14 protein-coding genes are annotated in these 14,083 nt (G+C 51.9%); 9 read left to right on the top strand and 5 right to left on the bottom strand.

Annotated features, from left to right (window positions below; genetic code table 11):
• Position 1: 1 nt before the first annotated feature.
• Together umuD and LQK91_RS22020 are read right to left on the bottom strand one after the other, a co-directional pair.
• Entirely contained in the window at positions 2 to 442 is a 441-nt protein-coding gene (gene umuD, locus LQK91_RS21320) for a translesion error-prone DNA polymerase V autoproteolytic subunit (RefSeq protein ID WP_071199882.1), read from the bottom strand.
• Positions 443 to 566: 124 nt separating this feature from the next.
• A complete protein-coding gene (locus LQK91_RS22020) occupies positions 567 to 689 on the bottom strand; it encodes a hypothetical protein (RefSeq protein WP_255694719.1) in 123 nt (40 codons plus the stop codon).
• Between the two features lie 801 nt (positions 690 to 1,490).
• On the opposite strand from LQK91_RS22020, the gene LQK91_RS21315 reads away from it, so the two are divergent.
• From LQK91_RS21315 to LQK91_RS21305, 3 genes are all read left to right on the top strand, one after another.
• Positions 1,491 to 2,036 carry a single-stranded DNA-binding protein gene (locus LQK91_RS21315; protein WP_105100129.1) on the top strand — a complete coding sequence of 182 codons (546 nt, stop codon included), beginning with the start codon at positions 1,491 to 1,493 and terminating at the stop codon, positions 2,034 to 2,036.
• A gap of 150 nt (positions 2,037 to 2,186) precedes the next feature.
• The gene (locus LQK91_RS21310) at positions 2,187 to 2,729 is read left to right on the top strand and encodes a conjugation system SOS inhibitor PsiB family protein (RefSeq protein WP_105100128.1); all 543 of its coding nucleotides are present in this window, start codon (positions 2,187 to 2,189) and stop codon (positions 2,727 to 2,729) included.
• Positions 2,730 to 2,875: 146 nt separating this feature from the next.
• Complete coding sequence (locus tag LQK91_RS21305; RefSeq protein WP_146257631.1) at positions 2,876 to 3,127, top strand: hypothetical protein; 252 nt, start codon at positions 2,876 to 2,878, stop codon at positions 3,125 to 3,127.
• A gap of 172 nt (positions 3,128 to 3,299) precedes the next feature.
• Here the strand turns inward: LQK91_RS21305 and LQK91_RS21300 are convergent, their stop codons facing one another.
• From LQK91_RS21300 to LQK91_RS21290, 3 genes are all read right to left on the bottom strand, one after another.
• Positions 3,300 to 3,767 (bottom strand): GIY-YIG nuclease family protein, encoded by a 468-nt coding sequence (locus LQK91_RS21300; RefSeq protein WP_105100126.1) that lies wholly within the window; start codon positions 3,765 to 3,767, stop codon positions 3,300 to 3,302.
• A gap of 98 nt (positions 3,768 to 3,865) precedes the next feature.
• A complete protein-coding gene (locus LQK91_RS21295) occupies positions 3,866 to 4,462 on the bottom strand; it encodes a hypothetical protein (protein WP_231001665.1) in 597 nt (198 codons plus the stop codon).
• A gap of 149 nt (positions 4,463 to 4,611) precedes the next feature.
• The gene (locus LQK91_RS21290; protein ID WP_146257630.1) at positions 4,612 to 4,950 is read right to left on the bottom strand and encodes a hypothetical protein; all 339 of its coding nucleotides are present in this window, start codon (positions 4,948 to 4,950) and stop codon (positions 4,612 to 4,614) included.
• A 603-nt stretch (positions 4,951 to 5,553) separates the two neighbouring features.
• Between LQK91_RS21290 and LQK91_RS21285 the strand changes: the two genes are divergently transcribed.
• From LQK91_RS21285 to LQK91_RS21260, 6 genes are all read left to right on the top strand, one after another.
• A complete protein-coding gene (locus LQK91_RS21285; protein ID WP_105100124.1) occupies positions 5,554 to 6,930 on the top strand; it encodes a DUF3560 domain-containing protein in 1,377 nt (458 codons plus the stop codon).
• Between the two features lie 90 nt (positions 6,931 to 7,020).
• Positions 7,021 to 7,584 (top strand): methyltransferase, encoded by a 564-nt coding sequence (locus LQK91_RS21280; RefSeq protein ID WP_105100123.1) that lies wholly within the window; start codon positions 7,021 to 7,023, stop codon positions 7,582 to 7,584.
• 373 nt (positions 7,585 to 7,957) lie between these two features.
• On the top strand, positions 7,958 to 9,424 hold the full coding sequence (locus LQK91_RS21275) for an RES family NAD+ phosphorylase (RefSeq protein WP_105100121.1): 1,467 nt from the start codon (positions 7,958 to 7,960) through the stop codon (positions 9,422 to 9,424).
• 324 nt (positions 9,425 to 9,748) lie between these two features.
• Positions 9,749 to 10,663: a hypothetical protein gene (locus tag LQK91_RS21270; RefSeq protein WP_105100120.1), complete on the top strand. Its 915-nt coding sequence runs from the start codon at positions 9,749 to 9,751 to the stop codon at positions 10,661 to 10,663.
• A gap of 589 nt (positions 10,664 to 11,252) precedes the next feature.
• Complete coding sequence (locus tag LQK91_RS21265; protein ID WP_231001664.1) at positions 11,253 to 13,247, top strand: ParB/RepB/Spo0J family partition protein; 1,995 nt, start codon at positions 11,253 to 11,255, stop codon at positions 13,245 to 13,247.
• A 50-nt stretch (positions 13,248 to 13,297) separates the two neighbouring features.
• Positions 13,298 to 14,029 (top strand): plasmid SOS inhibition protein A, encoded by a 732-nt coding sequence (locus LQK91_RS21260; protein WP_105100118.1) that lies wholly within the window; start codon positions 13,298 to 13,300, stop codon positions 14,027 to 14,029.
• Positions 14,030 to 14,083: the final 54 nt, after the last annotated feature.

Below are 14,083 nucleotides of genomic sequence, written 5' to 3'. Positions count from 1 at the left end.
GTCAGTTCCTTTTGCGAGGGGTATGCACGAAGTGCACCACTACGCCGAAGATCTCAAGCGTGTCCGGGTCCGGAATAATAACGGGATAGGCGGGGTTCATGGGCTGCAGAACGGGTCCCTTCGGTGTGAGCAAAAGGCGCTTTACCGTGAATTCGCCGTAAAGCTCGGCGATAACCACGTCGTTGTGCTCCGGCGTCAGGGAGCGATCGACAATAAGCAGGTCGCCGTCATACAGGCCAATGTCCTGCATGCTGTTGCCCTGCGCGCGCAGGAAAAAGGTGCTTGCCCTGTGGGCTATAAGATATTCGTTGAGATCGAGCTCCTGCTCCGCATAGTCCTGGCAGGGTGAGGGAAACCCGCAGGGCACACGTTCCAGGAAAAGAGGCCTGAAGCTGGGCGGCGGATTGTCCGCCGGGTGCATCAACTCAAAGGCGTTAAACATAGCAAAAATCCCTGTCAAAATGCTGTATGTATTTACAGTAGTATTAACTGGCTTACCGCAAGGTGCAAGATGGCAGATGCAGCACTGTCGTAATGGTTATTCGGGACCATTGATTTATATAAAGTTACAGCGAAGCGATAGTGCAATATTTAGCCTGTTCTATTGAGGCTTCTGCTGACGCGGCCTGCAGACGTTTATCAACAGCTTTATGCGCCGGATGTGCAGAAAAGATGTGGATAAGGGCCACCTTCGGCTTCCCCTGGGGGGGGCGTCAGCCCTACTCAGCTACCCGGCAAAGCCGGCAAGCTTCGCCGGACCGCAGGCGTTCCGGGCCTGACGGCTAGGGTCTGATGTCTGCAAAAACAGCGCATTACGTGCTGGCGCTCATCTGAAAACCTGACCGCAGCCTTTTTATCACGGTCCTGATGTGTATGATTAGCGCTCATTTAAGGGACTACATAAACAGGGAGCTTGTTATGAAAACCATTATTTCCTCACTCCAGCCCGGTACTGCCTGCCGCTTGCGGCGCACGGGCCTGCACTGACGCATTCAGATAGCGGCATCCTGCCGCAGACAAACACCCTAAAACAGAACCAGACAGCGGGACCTTAAGGGACCTGCAGCCAGCCCGTGGCTGGCGCGAACCGCGACGGCAAGAAATCGCCGCCGCTCTGAGGCGCAACGCCGTTTCGCTGCCGCTCAGCCGCCGTTGCTGCTGCATCGTGCTGTGCTTTTCCGCCGGATTTCACCGGTTTAAGTCCTTTCGCCGGGGCTGAGACAAGCACAGGCGCCGTGGCCGTCCAGGGTGAAGTGAACGCCGGGAAAATTTTTTTCCGGCCACTGCGTTAGACCGAAAATAAATGTCCCCGTCGCCCCGGACGTCTGCCGTCACCCGCGCTGGTTTACGCCCTCGCGGCGAAGGATCTCAAACGGGTGAAGTGAATACCGGAGGAAAAAAACAGCCGATTTCCACAAAACGTCAACACCGCGGCTCCCGAAACTCAACGGGTGACGTGGTTAAAACCCAACTGCATGAGGAGAACGAACATGGCTTCACGAGGCGTCAACAAGGTCATCTTGGTCGGCAATCTGGGACAGGACCCGGAGGTGCGCTACATGCCGAACGGCGGCGCGGTCGCAAACATCACGCTGGCCACGTCGGAAAGCTGGCGCGACAAGCAGACCGGTGAGAACAAAGAAATCACGGAGTGGCATCGCGTGGTGCTGTTCGGAAAGCTCGCAGAGGTGGCGGGGGAATATCTGCGGAAAGGTTCGCAGGTCTACATCGAGGGCCAGCTTCGCACGCGCAAGTGGCAGGACCAGGGCGGTCAGGATCGCTATACCACAGAAGTGGTGGTGAACGTCGGCGGCACCATGCAGATGCTGGGCGGGCGTGGGGGCAACACAGGCGCACAGACCGGACAGCAGTTCAGCGGCCAGCAGAGCGGTCAGCCTCAGCAGCCGCCTGCAGCGTCTGGTAATGGTGGTAAAGGGGGCAAGGGCGGGAAGAGCAGTCAGCCGCAGCCGGAACCCCAGGCACCGCCGCAGGGTAATTATCCGCCGGCAGATTTTGACGACGACATCCCGTTCTAGCGATTACGCGGCTTCGCTCACGCGAGGCCGCGGCTGCGGTGAAAACAGCAGGTAACAAAGCAGGAAGGCGGCCGGAAAGGCCGGAATGGTTGCCCTGGCGGAGCTGTAACTCCGCGCAGGGCATGACAATCAAATTATGAGGAATCCGATATGTCAGCGACTCAGTCTAAAGAAAAAATTCGTAACGGCAAGTCTTCCACGTATTACGGCCGCCATCGCGGTGGCTACCGCAGCTGCTGCGGCAGCGAACTGACACGCGATGAAAGCGTGACACTGCAACGTCTTAAGGCCTTCACGCCGGGCGATTTTGAGGCCTACAGCGCGCGCGGCGAGGAGTTTCGCCGGCGGCTGTGCGGGACCGTGCTGAATGCCCTGCAGCTCAGCAAAGTCTGGCTTACCGACTGCGAATGCCGGGGAGAGTGGGGCGGGGTATTCCCGGTTCACCTGCGCCTGACGCACCGAAAAAACCCGCTCGTCACGCTCGACATCCTGAGCCCGGGCAGCGAATCTCCGTTCTGGCACGGGCTTATCTGGATAAATCCCGATCACACCGGGCTGTACATTCTGAACACCGAACAGTTTGAGCCGGAAACCATCGGCCGGCTGCTGACGCGTATTGAGGAGATGGTGTCTGCAGGCATTACGCCAGCGGAAATCGTGGCGGTACTGGGCAGAAAGGGAGCGCTAGCATGAATACAGTCATGATGATGCCGTCAGTGGCGCCACGTTTTCATACGCAGTGGCTGAAGGCCTGCAGGCTGCACAATATAGCTCCATGCCCTGCAAAGGTTTCAGCACCGGCAGGGAAGTCACTCACAAAGAGCAGGGCAGGTGTGCCGGTGCCAATATTGCACAGCCTGACTATGATCATCGGACGGCCCGTTCGTACGGCCTCAGAACGAACGCCGCAGACGATGATGTATCTGGCTGAGGCGCAGGAAAAACTCATATGTGAGGCCGAAACGGCGCTGGCCAGCCAGTCTGTTCGCACATACCGGCAATGGTACTCGTACTGGCGGCGCCGGGGCGTACAGGTGAACGATCTGCTGGACATGACGTGGGTGTGGCGCCAGCGTGCCCGGACGGAATAACCGGAGACAAATACGCCAAGCGGTCAGACCTGTTAATGTTTTACGTCATGCTGACGAAGGTATTCAGGTCCTTCACCAGGGATGCACATTGATGGCAAATACGTTTCGACGATGCTTAACGGCATCGTCTTTTTTTGTATTTAACAAAGAACCAGCAGGGGTGGGTAACAGATTAAAAACCAATTTCGCCATTATCTGAATTGTATTGGTCAAACCTGCGCGGATACTCTGTCTCCATATCTGCGCCCCAGAAACGTACAATTTTAATTTCACCGGGTTGATAGAAATCTGTAACTGTGAGCTCGAACTCTTCAAATATCATATCCAGCTGTAACCGGGCGTCCCGCGCGTCCCCATGAAACCATTCAGACTCAGCATCATCATAAAAACATATTCTCCCTAAACCTGCTGTAAGCTCTTGATGGATAGCACTTTCTAATCTTCCTAATTTAATATTTAATGAAGCTGGCACAAAATATGCCACTTGGAGTGCAAGCGTTGGATCTCCGGTTCGGAGGTCTTTCAAACGCTTGACAGGATGTTGTATTGTTTTACCGACTTTAAACCTGTTGATATCTGTTCCACTCATTAGAACATATATCCAGGAACCATCTTCTTTGTTTAAAAACTGATGCGACATGGCTTGTATCTCTTTTTTATTGGAGGAATGCTGTTTGACAAGGTAAGGCTTCAGACTGAAAGCAGGACTGGGCAGGGTTGCAATAACTCTGCCATTGGTTAAACCTTCTGATCTCGGTTAATAACTTTCCCCCTGGTCATACCTACTAACAGAGAATCCCAGTTGCCCTTAAAATGTTTTTTCCCGTTTACCATCCAGACCTGTTCAAGCATCCAGATTGCCTGGCTGAACTCATTTATTTTTTCCAGCGTGGATGACGCCATAAAATCATTTTCGTCATCATATATGCGCACATATCTGTCGTGAAACAATTCAAGGCCAGTCAGTTCGCGATCCAGCTTAACATCAATATTTTTTGAATGCGTGACCGCGTTCCTGAATGCGGCCATTTCTGATATTGTTATTTTGCATTTCCGAATTGATTCAATATCTGGAACTTCTAATCTGTTTGTTAACCAATCAAATTTACCGGATAACGTGGCATTGGTGTAGCGTTTGTATTCACTTCTCTTTGTAAAAACGGCTTTACCATATGTCAGTAGTTTTGATTCAAGCGTAAAGCAATAAAAAGCTAGCGCAGGGATAATTTTTTTAAAGCGATCACCTGCCTTTGCATGTTTAGCTTCTTCATGCAGATTGATCGCTATGGATTCCAGAAAGCGGTCGTTAACAATAACGCCTTCAATACTATTCATTTTAGGTGTTTCCGTTTATAGAGGATTAGAGGTAACTATCGGCACGTAAAGGAAAAAGATTATGTGCGATATGTAGCGACTGACATTGTCATGAAGGCTGGCTTTAAAGTAATGCATAAATTCCATATGAAAACGCCTCTAAATCAATTTCAGTCTAACCAGCGAATTACAACCACTTTTTTGTTGTTAACAGAACTGCTGCTGTCTTCGCTGGTTTCTACTGCGTAACCCTCCATTCTCAGATAATCGCAGGCAAACGCCAGCATTTCTGTATCGGTGTCACTCGCCATTTCAAGTATGTAATCACAGCGGCCGGAACCATGTGCAGCGGCCTGCTCAATCTCTTCAATCATTCGCTTCACGTGCGGTACAGCTGCCTTTGCCAGGCTCTTTTCATGGATGGCTTTTTTACGCTCCCTGGTAAGCCTTACAGCATTTGTGGCATGAAAATGTCGTGGTAACAGGTCGTGTAAGGTTGAAAAACTCATTATTCCCTCCGGTAACGTTCAGCCCAGAATCGGGAAGGTTGTTAAACCCGATCTGACTATCTTAAAGACCACAATATCTTATCAATACTCATAATCACTACCCATCACATGCAGCCGATAACAAAATTAACAGCCTGATGGCCCCCTCCGGCTCCCCGGCGTTGCCGGGTCGTCGAGCCCCACTCCGCTAACCGGCAGAGCCGGTAAGCTCCGCCGAATCCCTCCGGGGTTCGGGCCTGACGGCTAGGGTCTGATGGCAACGGTCAGGTCAACCCCTGCAGCCGGCTGGTGCCGGCGCGTTAACTGGCCACAAAAAGACGTGGCCGCTGAGGACCGGCCCGGCACTGTGGCGTGCCGTTCCGGGGCTGTGCCCTGTTCATCCTTCCGCGTTGTGTTCTGTTCCCCTGAGCCCCTTCGCCGTGCAGAAACCTGGCACCCGGGCGTCTTCACGCAAGGGTCGCGCAGCTAAACGGCTGCACCCGGTCCCTTCGGGCTGCGGCTTTGCCGTTTCCCCCTGCGTTCAGCCTGATGCCCGCGCGCCTGTTCTGCCCTCACGGCGAGGAACTCAGAGAAACATCACTTAAACCACACGGGAGAAACAACATGTCACAGCAGAACGTCAACACCACGGCTTCAGAATCTAAAGAATCATCTCTTTTTAACTGCGAAAACCACCGCGCAACGTATTCGCCGGATGACAACAAGCTGCGCCTGTATTCGCTGCACCGTCTTGATGAGGAAACGTATAAGCGTGTGAAGGATGCGGGCTTTAAGTATGCGCCGCGTCAGGGGCTTTTTGTTGCGCCAATGTGGACGCCCGATCGCGAAGACCTGCTGATCGAGCTGGCCGGTGAAATTGAGGATGAAGATCAGTCACTCTTTGACCGCCAGGAGGAGCGCGCGGAGCGCTTTGAAGAGTACAGCGAAAAGCGCGCCGCCGAGTCAGAGCAGGCGCTGGCCGCAGTAGACAACCTGGCTTCGGCCATTCCCTTCGGGCAGCCGATTCTGGTCGGACACCACAGCGAGCGCCGCGCCCGTAAGCATGCGCAGAAGATTGAAAACGGCATGCGCCGCGCGGTCAATCTGTTTGAAACATCCGGATACTGGGAGCGCCGGGCAGAGGCGTCACTGCGTCATGCTGCTTACAAGGAGCGCCCGGACGTGCGCTGGCGCCGTATTAAAAAGATTGAGGCTGACCTGCGTAAGGCTGAGCGCCGGCTTCAGGACGTGCAGAAATTTATCAAACTCTGGTCGTCCGCGAACCTTGACCGGGCAATGGCGCTCGTTATTGCAGGTGTCGATCACCTTCACAGCTGCTTTCCCCTGGAGAAGTACCCACGTTCGCCGGAGAAAAGCCAGTATGAAGGCAGCCGCAGCATCTGGTCAGCCCTCGAAGATGACATTATTACCGCCGAACAGGCCCGGGACATCTGCATTCCGTGCCATGAACGCACCATCGCGCGCTTAAGCCGCTGGACCGCGCACTACCGCAACCGCATTGCCTACGAGCGCGCCATGCTGGACGAACACGGCGGCGTGCTGGCCTCAGATACCGAAATGGTGCCGGGCGGCCAGGTTAAAAGTCGCGGGGAGTGGCTGACCATTATCCGCGTAAACCGCAGCGGTGGAAAAATCAGCTCGCTGGTTACGCCTGAGTATTCATTCATGTCACGGGGAAACGGTGCCGTCATCACCATCACGCCCGATCGCATTACGGAATATAAAGCGCCCAGCGCAGAGGAAGCAAAAACGGCGAAGGCGGCCGCGAAGCGCCCGCCGATTGTGAACTATCCGGGGGAGGGCTTTGAGCACATGACTAAGGAGCAGTGGACCAAAAAGCACGCCGATTTTAAGCAGGTGAAAGGGATTGCGGCCGGTGACGATCACAAGGCCTATCGCATCCGCCGTGTAATGTCCACGGGCTACACCCTGTCACCGGTGTATATCACCGATATGAAAATCGTTGAACTACCGCGCTAAAAGTCAGGGCTCCCCGGCGGTGCCGGGGAAGTTGTGAAAAAATGAATATACAAAACAAAGTGCCGGCGTTGCCGGCACGGGAGAAAAAAAATGCGTACCGAACTCAGCGCGCGAATTGCGCACATGCAGCAGAAACTCAGCGGCCTGCAGCCCGTGGCCCGGGTGCATGCAGATACTCAGCTGTTTGTTTCGTCCGATCAGGTGTGCCGGAAGCTTGTCACTCTGGCCGATGTCCGGCCGGGTTGCCGGGTGCTGGAGCCGAGCGCCGGGACCGGCGCCATTGTCCGCGCGGTGCTTGCGGCCGTGCCGGGGGTAATATGCCAGTGCGTGGAGATGAACGCGGCGCTGGCTGAGCATCTCAGCGCGACGTTTCCTGAAGTGGCCGTGACCTGCGCGGATTTTCTGAGCTGCGCCCCGCAGGCGGTTAATGATCGAATTATTATGAATCCGCCTTTTCGCCACGGTGAGGATATTAAGCACATCCGGCACGCGCTGAAAATGCTGGCGCCGGGCGGTAACCTGGTGGCGGTCTGTGCAAACGGTCCGCGTCAGCAGCGGGAATTTAAGGATATTGTGACGCATCAGGAGGTGCTGCCACGCGGGACGTTCGCCTATACGGATGTTTCAACAATGATTCTCCGCATTGATGTCTGATTGCCTGCCTTACCGGCTTCGCGCGAGCGGGGCCGGATTAGCGCCGTCAGCTGAGGCGGCGAACGTCAACGTCGGATAATAACGGCTGTGGCGGCTGTGCCGCCACGGCGGATACTCTCTCTTCACGTGCGCTTTCTCTCTCCGGGACGCTGTCTCATCGTATTCTCTCTCTGCTTCCTGCTGCTGTCTGTTCTGCTGCCATGCTGCAGCTGCTTCTCCGATTTCCTGTCCCTGAAGGTCCACGGCATTAACAGCCTGATGGCCCCCTCCGGCTTCCCGGCGTTGCCGGGTCGTCAGCCCCACTCCGCTAACCGGCTGTGCCGGTAAGCTCCGCCGAATCCCTCCGGGGTTCGGGCCTGCCGGCTAGGGTCTGATGGCGAAACAAAACAATACACAACAATATAATTGGATTAATATTTCAAAAAACTTAGTTTTGATAGAGTGCAAAATGGAAGAAGAAAAGAAGGTATGCCATGAATGCATTGGCGAAACATACGTTAAGTCCTTTATTAAGAAGCATGGCAAGAGAAATGGCGGTTGCAGTTACTGTTTAAGATTACGCAAAAGTTTACCTTATGGTGTCATTGCTGAAATGATGCACACGGTGTTTGAAAGCCATTACGAGCCGAATTTTGAGCCTGAAATTTATTTCGATACACCAAAGGGCGATGATGCGGCAGGGGTGATACATTACGAGCTGCAGACTGATGATGAATTTTTAGTATCGGATATTTATGATTTACTTAAGAATGAATATAATCCATTTAGGATGGATGAATTTGAAAAATATAATGATGATCATAAGTATGTGAAGGTGGATTTTTATTCAGACTCTTTAGATCTGGCATGGGATAAAATGTTGGAATCTTTGAAGAGTGAAGCGAGATACTTTAATAATGGCGTAAAGGATTTTCTTGATGAATTGTTCATCGATATAAATACCTATAAAACGAAAGGAAGTTCTTCTGCTCTTAGAGAAATAGAAGAGAGTACGGTTTTCTTTCGGGCACGTGTATTTGATTCAATAAGTGAGGTAGAAAAAGCGTTAAAACATCCTGAGTTGGAGTTTGGGCCGCCACCTAGTAAAATTGCACGAGCCGGAAGAATGAACGCATCAGGTATACCCGTATTTTATGGAGCAGCGTCAGCTGAAGTCGCTATAGCTGAAGTTAGACCTGCAGTAGGGAGTTATGTAGTAGTTGCACCATTTGAAGCCTTAAGAGTGCTAAGGGTATTAGACATTTCTAGCTTAGAATTAATATCTCATGAGAGCGGGAGTAAGTTCGATCCAGAAGCCACTAAAAGGCTTGAAAAGTCATCTTTTTTACGCACGCTTTCAAAAATATTAACTATACCTGTGCCGGGAAGAAATGCGGAAAATGAATATTTGATAACGCAAGCAGTATCAGAGTATTTGTCTATTAATGACTCTCTTAAACTCGATGGTGTAACATTTAATTCTACACAGGTTAGAAAAGGGAGTAATAGGTCAGCAGATAAGTATAATATTGTTCTGTTCAAAAGATCATCTGTCGTAAGGAATGCTGATGATATCCGCTGTGAATATAAAGTGGAGATGCAAGAGAACGTCGAGGATGATATTTATATTTTTAATCCTACAATAAGAAAAATTGAGTATGCAGATAGTGATGGTAAGGTTCCTTTCTTGAGAATTAGACGCGCTACATATCATCCAGGTGACGTATTGAAGTTGAAGGTGGATGATATATCTTTTTTCAAGGTTGAAGGCGTAGTGTTTCAGGTTAAAGAAAGAAAAATTAATCTAGGAAGCTCAATTATTATTAAAGACGATGGAGTGGACTTCGATGTACACTTATGACTTAACTATTGAAAGACGTTTTTTTATGCATCTTCGTGGTTGTTTGATATATAATCTGTCAATTAATAATTAGTTTAGGATTTGATATTTAGGTCCCCTCCGGCTCCCAGGCGTTGCCGGGTCGTCAGCCCCACTGCGCTAACAGACCGGGCCGGTAAGCTCCGCCGAACCCTCCTAGGTTCAGGTCTGGCGGCTAAAGTCTGAGAGCTAAATTAAAGTGGATTCAAAAAATGATCTCAACCCAAAGCAAATATAGATACATTGAAGTTTTTTAGAAGTAACCATTTAAAATAATTCACATGAGCCTATTGGTCAGGAGATGAAATGTTTAAAAATAAAATCGTCAATATGCATTTGAAGTGTAATGAAAGTACTTTCTCTAATTACCCGGATCTTATAAGTAAAGATGGGCACAAATACCTAGAAAAACAAGGGTTTAGGCACTATATTATCTGTGCAATACCAAGGATTAATTTTACTTCGTATGATCCCGTAAGGGAGGAGGTTCATGTAAATATACAGAAAGATGCTAATAATTTTATAGCTAAAATTATAAAAATAAAAGCTGGAGCTATTGCATTAAATGAGAAAACAGGTGAGAAATTTGCGACAAAAATAAGAGAAATTGAGCAAACTACATATCCAGAGATAAAGGTGATTTTAGATAATGGATATTGTCAATTGTTTGCTAATACTTACGAGTTCTTATGTCACGTACTTGAGGTAGGTAATGATATTTTATTTCATAAAATTATTTATATTGGACAAACAAAGGTTACAGGGAAATACTTACGACTCGAAAAGCATGAAAAGGTTGGGAAGATTGCTGAGAACTACCTCAGCTCTAAGCCAGATGTATTGCTAGCCATAAAATTGTTAAAATTTGAAAAGCCTGAGATTATGGTTTCAAAAGACGAGGAAATCAATGGGGAGGCGGAGAAGATGATAGGGAAAATGACTCCTAACCAAATTACAAACTTAATCGAGGCCGCTTTAATAAACGCCTACAAACCTACGTTTAATACGCATTTTAAAAATAATTTCCCTAGCGCAAAGCATAGACACTATAACTTCATATATAAAAAAATCGTTGACACTATATCATTAGAGGTAAACGAGAACCTAAGGTCGTACTCTTTAAATCTTTCCGGTTATGTGAGCAATCAACAATTATTTTGCTGGAGTTTAATTGGTAATCCAAGGGCGGATTTTAAGGATATATTTATTACTAACAAGTGAGTGGTGTGTGTAACCATCCATTTCGATTTTAGAAAAAATTAGCTTGAAATTTTCTAAAATAACTAGTGAGGGTGAGTTTATCAGAAGCTTAAATAGGCGTTGAAGATGTTTATAAAAACAATCAATGTCCCCCTCCGGCTCCCCGGTGCTGCCGGGTCGTCAGCCCCACTGCGCTAACCGGCCGGGCCGGTAAGCTCCGCCGAATCCCTCCGGGGTTCGGGCCTGCCGGCTAGGGTCTGATGGAAACTGCCAGGTCAACCCCTGCAGCCGGCTGTCGCCGGCGCGTTCACTGGCCACAAAAAGACGTGGCCGCTGAGGACCGGACCGGCACCGTGATGTGCCGTTCCGGGGCTGTACCCTGTTCATCCTTCCGCGTTCTGTTTTGTTCTCCTGAGCCCCTTCGCCGTGCAGAAACCTGGCACCCGGGCGTCTTCACGCAAGGGTCGCGCAGCTAAACGGCTGCACCCGGTCCCTGCGGGCTGCGGCTTTGCCGTTTCCCCCTGCGTTCAGCCTGATGCCCACGCGCCTGTTCTGCCCTCACGGCGAGGAACTCAGAGAAACATCACTTAAACCACACGGGAGAAACAACATGTCACAGCAGAACGTCAACACCACGGCTTCAGAATCTAAAGAATCATCATCTCCAAAACTAAAGACCCAGCGTCGGCCCGCGAAGGTGAAAGCTGACCAAGCGGCAGTGGCGGCGGTTGAACAGGCGCTGGAAAAAATCGACATCGAGATGATCCCACTCTCACGCCTGGCGATTTCCCCCCTGAACGTACGCAGTAAAATTTACGTACAGTCGCGTATTGAGTCGCTTGCCGCCACCATCAAAAACGTCGGCCTGCTGCATAATCTGATCGCACACGACATGGCTGACGGGATGCTGGGCGTGGCCTGCGGCGGTCGTCGCCTTACCGCAATGCAGCTGCTGCTGTCACAGGGTGTTTATCAGCCCGATCAGTTGATCCCGGTTAAGCGCGTGACGGAGGAGCTGGCGCGCGCGGCCTCAATGGTCGAAAACGGCGAGCGTGAGGATATGCACCCCGCCGAGCAGATTGCCGGTTTCCGGGCGCTGGCAGAGGAGGGCAAAACGCCGGCGCAAATTGGTGACCTGATGGGCTATAGCTCGCGCCACGTTCAACGCTGTCTGAAGCTGATCGACCTTGCTCCTGCCATTCTGGACGAGCTGGCATCCAATAACATTACGCTTGAGCAGTGTCAGGCGCTGGCGCTGGCCGACACTCACGATCGCCAGCTAGAAGTGTGGGAGCAGGCCTCCGGGTATTACAACGCCTCTGCTGAGGTCATCCGTAAGCTGATTACCTCCTCTGAGACGGCAATCAGCCACTCTCAAAAGTTTACATTCATCGGCAAAGACGCCTATCTCGCGGCGGGTGGCACCATTCGCACAGACCTGTTCAGCAGTGACGACGAGGGCTACATCGATACAGCGCTGGTCGAGCAGCTGACGCTGCAGAAGCTGCAGCAGATTGCTAAAGCCGTACAAAAGGAGGAGGGATTTGCCTGGACAGAAGTCAGGATGGACAGCCGCCTGCAGAGCTGGAGCAACGAGGTGAAAAAGACTTATCAACTGTTGCCGGAGCGCTGCCCGGAACTGACGCTGGAAGAAGACGCAGAACTGAGCGAGCTGCGCGCACAGCTGAAGCTTTCTGACGATGACGCGCAGGTTGAGCAGTTGAAAAAGCAGGTAGCCGCGCTGGAAGAAACAGGCCTGAAGCGCAGCTGGGCGGGCGCGGACAAAGATAAGGTCGGAGCAATGATCTGCTTTGAGCGTGGCAGCTGCTTCATTCAGCGTGGAGTACAGCGCCAGGCTGACCTGCCGAAGAGGACAAAACCTGAGAATAAAAACGATCTCCAAAACCTGTCTGAAGACTACTCCGCCTCGCTTGTGCGTTCAATGTCCTGCGATCGCTCTCTGGCAGTCCAGGCTGCGCTTAGTACAAAACCAGACATAGCAGTCGCAATGCTTACCTGGACCCTATGCCGTGCAACGTTCAGTCACCGTAGTTATGAAGGGACGCCGATGAAAATCAGCCTGACTGATAACAGCGTCGCCCTGATTTCCGACTCTTTAACGAAGGAAGACGGTAAGGCATGGCAGTTTCTGCAGCAGCAAAAATCAGAATGGCAGGCACTACTGCCGAAAGGCTGGGAACAGGATTTTCGCTGGCTGCTCGACTGGAGTACCGACGACGTACTCGGGCTGCAGGGGTTCTGTAGCGCCACGGCAGTGTGCTGCTTTCAGGATCGAATGTACGGGAAAAGTCAGACCAGCAATCTTGATGCCCTGGAGCTGGCAATGGGCTTCGACCTTGCGGACTGGTGGCAACCGACCGCAGAAGGTTTTTTTAAACGTATCAGCAAAGAGCAGATCGCAGGTGTACTGACAGAGGTAGGTAAAACAGGTAACGCAAGCGATGCAGAGAAGATGAAGAAGGGAGATGCGGCGGACTTTGCTGAATCGGCAATGAAGAATTCCCGCTGGGTGCCTTCGTGGATGAAACCCCTGCGATCTGCGGCAGAGAACGGCAGCGCAGATGAAACGGGAAGCGAAGGCTGACAGCTGCAGACCGCCCTCCGGGGCGGTCATTACAGATAAGGAGAAACCTGATGAATACCATCCCCCGCAATCTTTCACTCGTACCCGCCTGCCCGTATACCCTTGCAATCAGCCTGGCCGTCGCCGAAGTCGAGAAGCGCCTGCAGGGCAGGGCCGCACGCGGCGCACACCCCTACGCCAGCGCATTCATGCGCCATTATTGCGGCACGCGCACTATTAAGGCCGACCAACTGCGCCGGGTTATGCCCGAATACTCACCTGGCGATCGTGCCGCGCCACCCGCGCAGGACTATCTGACCGCGCTTGACACGCTGATCGCTTCACGCGGAGAGTGCTGCCCTGCGCCGCTGTCGCAGGATACCGGCTCAAGGTTGTTTCCGCTGACCGCAGCTCGCTTCACAGAGCGTCGGGAGAAGCGCATCACGTTGCGTCACAGCATGGAGAATAACCGGGAGGCACGCGAGCGCGAGCAGAAGCGCAGACGCTACCAGAACCGGCTGGCGCAGGCGGCGCTGGAGCTTGCGTTTCATACGCCCCAGACGGCAGGGCGCTGGTATGCTCACTGGCAGTGCCAGGATATATATGAAAGCGATCTGCAGCCACTGGTAATGGCCTGGCTAAAAAGATTTGTGTCATGCAGGTATATCGACCCATGGGAGTGGCACGAAGAGCCGCTGTGGCGCGTCATGCTCGATATTAAAATTCTGGCCGGTGAGCGGAGCGCCTTCAGCAGAATAACTGACATGTTCGCGCTGCCCATGCTGCTGACGTGCCGACCCTGATCCTGTTACGCCGGGCGCATCGTGTCCGGCTTCATGCCTGCATCGGGTGCCGCT

Source organism: Pantoea sp. MHSD4 (assembly GCF_021043305.1).
In the GTDB taxonomy this organism is placed as follows: Bacteria; Pseudomonadota; Gammaproteobacteria; order Enterobacterales; family Enterobacteriaceae; genus Pantoea; species Pantoea eucalypti.
The sequence above is the reverse complement of the archived record's forward strand: the minus strand, read 5'-3'. Positions and strand labels throughout refer to the sequence as shown.

Excerpts from the sequence above, each read along its gene's own strand:
- LQK91_RS21260 (WP_105100118.1), top strand. The coding sequence starts at position 13,298 with ATGAATACCATCCCCCGCAATCTTTCACTCGTACCCGCCTGCCCGTAT.
- umuD (WP_071199882.1), bottom strand. The coding sequence starts at position 442 with ATGTTTAACGCCTTTGAGTTGATGCACCCGGCGGACAATCCGCCGCCC.
- LQK91_RS21315 (WP_105100129.1), top strand. The coding sequence starts at position 1,491 with ATGGCTTCACGAGGCGTCAACAAGGTCATCTTGGTCGGCAATCTGGGA.
- LQK91_RS21265 (WP_231001664.1), top strand. The coding sequence starts at position 11,253 with ATGTCACAGCAGAACGTCAACACCACGGCTTCAGAATCTAAAGAATCA.
- LQK91_RS21285 (WP_105100124.1), top strand. The coding sequence starts at position 5,554 with ATGTCACAGCAGAACGTCAACACCACGGCTTCAGAATCTAAAGAATCA.
- LQK91_RS21280 (WP_105100123.1), top strand. The coding sequence starts at position 7,021 with ATGCGTACCGAACTCAGCGCGCGAATTGCGCACATGCAGCAGAAACTC.
- LQK91_RS21310 (WP_105100128.1), top strand. The coding sequence starts at position 2,187 with ATGTCAGCGACTCAGTCTAAAGAAAAAATTCGTAACGGCAAGTCTTCC.
- LQK91_RS21295 (WP_231001665.1), bottom strand. The coding sequence starts at position 4,462 with ATGAATAGTATTGAAGGCGTTATTGTTAACGACCGCTTTCTGGAATCC.
- LQK91_RS21300 (WP_105100126.1), bottom strand. The coding sequence starts at position 3,767 with ATGTCGCATCAGTTTTTAAACAAAGAAGATGGTTCCTGGATATATGTT.
- LQK91_RS21270 (WP_105100120.1), top strand. The coding sequence starts at position 9,749 with ATGTTTAAAAATAAAATCGTCAATATGCATTTGAAGTGTAATGAAAGT.
- LQK91_RS21290 (WP_146257630.1), bottom strand. The coding sequence starts at position 4,950 with ATGAGTTTTTCAACCTTACACGACCTGTTACCACGACATTTTCATGCC.
- LQK91_RS21275 (WP_105100121.1), top strand. The coding sequence starts at position 7,958 with ATGGCGAAACAAAACAATACACAACAATATAATTGGATTAATATTTCA.